The 4,251-nt window shown below is 59.5% G+C and carries 4 protein-coding genes; 2 read left to right on the top strand and 2 right to left on the bottom strand.

Features of this window, described 5'->3' with window-relative positions:
- Nucleotides 1-44 precede the first annotated feature (44 nt).
- Nucleotides 45-2,582 (top strand): glycosyltransferase, encoded by a 2,538-nt coding sequence (locus BGIM_RS0142900; protein WP_157369860.1) that lies wholly within the window; start codon nt 45-47, stop codon nt 2,580-2,582.
- A gap of 193 nt (nt 2,583-2,775) precedes the next feature.
- Nucleotides 2,776-3,108 (top strand): hypothetical protein, encoded by a 333-nt coding sequence (locus tag BGIM_RS0142890; RefSeq protein ID WP_020475751.1) that lies wholly within the window; start codon nt 2,776-2,778, stop codon nt 3,106-3,108.
- A gap of 42 nt (nt 3,109-3,150) precedes the next feature.
- Here the strand turns inward: BGIM_RS0142890 and BGIM_RS0142885 are convergent, their stop codons facing one another.
- Nucleotides 3,151-3,594 carry a hypothetical protein gene (locus tag BGIM_RS0142885; RefSeq protein ID WP_020475750.1) on the bottom strand — a complete coding sequence of 148 codons (444 nt, stop codon included), beginning with the start codon at nt 3,592-3,594 and terminating at the stop codon, nt 3,151-3,153.
- A 395-nt stretch (nt 3,595-3,989) separates the two neighbouring features.
- Nucleotides 3,990-4,251: hypothetical protein (locus BGIM_RS55535; protein ID WP_040892083.1), on the bottom strand; the 262-nt coding region annotated here is incomplete at its 5' end.

Raw genomic sequence — 4,251 nt, 5'->3', positions numbered from 1 at the left:
GGGAGCTTATCGGCATCCCCCACGTTGAATAACGGAATGGCCCTGTGCCACCGCCCTGCCATCACGCCGCGACCGTTCGCGGCTGTCACCTCTGCCATCTGTTCGCCACCAGAGCCGACTATCGCCGGTTCTGGGGCGAGGAGGTACTGAATTCCATACCCTCGCCCGTCAGCCTTCCCCTCTGTGAACACCTTGAAGACGCTCGTGGCAACGGTGGTTGTCGTCACCGCAAATGTTCCAAGGGCCACGGCGGCGCCGCCGGCGTCAAACCCTGCGATCACTGTGGCCCCGGCCGGTGTCCCGATTACCTGCCGGTGAACGGCGAGGAGCCGGCCGGTCCGCGAATGATTGTCATCGACCAGGGCGGTAGTGGCATTGGCGATGGCCTGCTCGGGTTGGTCGCCGTCTCGCGGTTGAAGGTGGAACGGCCCGATGTGAAGATCCGCTATTGTGTCTCCGATGGAGCCCGGTCGTGGGTTACCTTGTTTGAAGGCTTTGATGAACTGGGGCGTCATGCGAAGGGGCACACCGAGGAGCCGACGGCGGATGCCTTGCAAATCAATCTCGGGTATTCGGCCGAGTGGAATTCCCGGCAGCGTGTTCCCCGGTGGGAGCGGTATGCGAAGAACATCGGGGCGACCGGCGTTCAGGTTCCAGCGGTTCGGGAGCCGGAGAAAATCCGGGCGGCCGGACGGGAGTTCGACGGATGCGTGTTGCTTTGCCCGTTCAGCGAAAACATTGGGCGGGAGTGGCCGATCTCGCAATGGCTGGAGTTGGATCGGATGTTGCGGACGGCCGGGCATCGCACGGTGGTCGTTCACTCGAAGTTGCCGAGGGCGGATCAATTTCACGAGGCGGCGAAATTGACCGGGCGTTCGCCGGTCGAGGTCGCCGGGGCGATGCGGAACGCGGCCTGTGTCATCGGCATCGACTCGGGAATGTCTCACCTCGCGGGAATCCTCGGTGTCCCGACGGTGGTGATCGGCGGTCCGTCGCGGGTGGACGGAATCTTCGGTTGTTACCTGCGGTATCGCGGAGTTCAGGGGCATGGGGCGGGGTGTCAGGGCGTTCCGGCGGGGAAGGTGTTCGCGGAGGTCTCGGCCCTGATTTCACCGAAGCGGCTCTCCAAAATATCCGGTCTTCGTCCTTTTCGGGCATTTTCCGATGCCGACATGGCCGAGCAACTTCGGCACTTGAATGAAGACGTCTGGCTGTATGAGCCAGGCCGGCGGCGCTATCTTTGTTCCATCTTGGGTGCCTTGCATGAGCAAATCTCGCCGGACCGGCCGGATCTCGGGCGGCTGATTTTAGAGGCCACGATGATGGCCCGCCGACTCAACGACTTCGGCACCTCGCAGGATGATCTGGACTGGACATTCACGCCAGCCGAGAACGATACGTTCGTCGTCGGCATCCCGACGCTCAACCGATATGACCTGCTGGAGAAGTGCCTTGTGTCGGTGTTCGCCGGCACGGCGGCGCCGAGCCGGGTGATCGTGATTGACAACGGCGGGCAATTCAAGGCGACGGACTCGCGGGTGCGGGTGATCCGGCCGCCGACGAATCTGGGCGTGGCCGCCTCGTGGAACTTGTTGCACCGGCTGGCGGACCCGCTGCCGTTGATCGTACTCAACGATGATGTGATCGCCGGGCCGGAGTTGTGCGAGCGATTGCTGGCCGATCCCAACCCCGTCGCCGTCGCCGGTTCGTGGGCGGGGTTTCGGCAGGATCACCCGGTCTGGAAAACAGTCGGGGACTACGATGAAAACTTCTTCCCGGCCTATGGCGAGGACGAGGATTATCGTCGCCGACTAACGATCGCCGGCGTGCGGATCGGCAATGTCGGAGATTGCGGCTCGGCCCACGGGACATCATCGACTATCGCCGCGATGACATCCGAAAAACATCGTTCGGTGAGAGTTCGTGCCGACGGCAACCACGATTATTACCACCGCAAGTGGGGAGGTCTTCCCGGCAAGGAAACCTTCACGCGGCCGTTCAATCTCGGTCCGGCGCCGAGGCTCACCGTTCTCTGTCCGACCATCGGGCGGCCGAGTTTGAAGCGAACCCTCGAATCCGTTCGCGGCCAATTTTTGGAGGGCGATGAATTTCTTCTGGCGTCCGATGGACCCGTCTCGGATCAGTTGCGGGAGTGGTGGCAGGCCGCGAATCTTTCCGGCCGGCTGATCGAACTCGCCGACGGGCCGCATCACGACTGGGGTCACACGGCTCGCAACAAAATCCTTCCGACGATCACCGGCGGTTATGTGCTGCATATCGACGATGATGACGAATTTGCGGCGGGGGCGTTGGGCGCCATTCGCCGGGTGATTGCCGAACAAAGGGCAGGGCTGTTCATGTTCAAGATGGGTTATGACGACGGCCATGTTCTTTGGGGAAATCCCGAGGTTTGTGTTGGCAATGTCGGCACGCCGATGTTTGTCCATCCGGCCGGCATTCCAACCGGCGTGTGGACAAACCACTACGGCGGGGACCATGATTTCATCGCGGAAACGATCCGGCGGAATCCCGGCTTGCCCGTCGTCTGGCGGGAAGAAATCATCGCCCGGATTCATCAATGAAACGCCTTCCCCGTCGCGCGTTCTGCGTTCATCTCGGGCCAATTCTTAAGCCGCCGCCGTCGTCCTGTCAAAAGTTGTGCCCGCATGAATGCGACCGGGGACACTCGCCGGCGCGGCCGGGAATCGAGTGCCAGACGTGTGACGATTACTGTGACCCGGCCGAAACCGATCCCGATGAATCCGACAACCAATCATGATCGCCACCATCAAACCGTCGTTCCTCGTTTACGACACCCTCGACGATCGGCGTGAGATTCACACGCTGCTCTCTCGCCTGCATCCGCGCATGGCCGTGAACTGGCTGGAAAAGCTGTGCCTCAAGGCCGTCGTCCACGGTGCCCGGCCCGGCCCGTCTCGCGCGATGCGGGAGCGGGTCGAGATGGCCATCCGCAAGGGCGGGGAACATCATCGGCGACTGGTGAACGAGATCTACATGGATGTCTGGATGCTCTGTTCGCAACACGGATTAAACATCGACGAGGCCGTGCGGAATCTGGAAGAATTGGCGAAAAAACAGAAAGGATGAAAGGAGAACTGTGAGCCGGTTAACTCGCACATCTCCCGCTTTTCATTCCTTGATGTTGATGATGCTGACGCTTTGGCCGGTGTTGTAGCCGAGGGAGCGGGCGGCTCTGGTCGAGGTTTTTTGGATGTCGTTGAATTCCAGAAAATAGCCCCGGCGAACGCAGTCGAAGGTGATCCAGTTCGGCTCGCGTTTCACCTCGGCCGTCACCATGTAAGGTTGCTGGCCGAACCACCGGGCCAAATCGTCGTCGTTGGGCGGCATGGCGACGAAGTTGGTCTGCCAGATCAAATGCTGCGTGGATCGAAACCACCGCTTGCCGAGCGACCAACCGATCAGATTCAGGACAAAGCGGATAATCAATCCACCGTAATGCCTCGTATATTTCACGACATAATACGGCACAATCGCAATGGCGCCGAGCAACATGAGCAACAGAAAAAACTCCAGTGCTTTTTTCTGCTCGTCTTCCGTGCTCTCCTCGATCATTCCATTTCCTCCGCATCGATTCACAGCCGACCGCTTTCTTGATTCCCTGTCTTCATCAATCAGGCTTATTTCTGGCGGTCAACTTACATTACTGCCGCCATCCTCCGAAACCGTTACACCGCAAAGCGTGCGATTTTTTCCCTTCCGCCGAATCAAAATTTGATGAAAAACCGGCTCAAAATGTGTTCAAAACGGCTTCCAGAACCCGCTTTTTGACCAGTTTTTTGCCATTTTCAGTCCAAAACCGGTCACTTTCCGACTTAAAACTGAACACCACCCATGCAAATTCCTCGGGGATTACACCCAGGTACCCAGATGATTTTGGCATAATCCGGCCCCTTGGGGAAATTTGGTGGTTGTTGGCCCGTTTTCGCGCGGCCACGACCAGGCCGGATTTACTTCTTCTTGGGCGCCTGCTCGCCGATGCGGCGCACGATGATCTGCGCGATGCCCCGGCGGTCTTCGCGGAAGGTCATGCGGACGTAGACGGTCTTGGCGCTGAAGTCGCCGAACATTTCGTTGTAGAGGGCGTTGGGGATTTCCTCGCCGGCCTCCCACGTCTTTTCCTTCTCGTTGTATTTGCCCATGACGACCTTGGTTTCCTTCGACACCGTCGTCGTCACGAGGGGGAATGTCGTGATGACCTTGCCTTTGTCG

The organism is Zavarzinella formosa DSM 19928, from assembly GCF_000255705.1.
In the GTDB taxonomy this organism is placed as follows: Bacteria; Planctomycetota; Planctomycetia; order Gemmatales; family Gemmataceae; genus Zavarzinella; species Zavarzinella formosa.
Note: the sequence above shows the minus strand (reverse complement) of the source record. Positions and strands in the feature narration are given on the sequence as shown.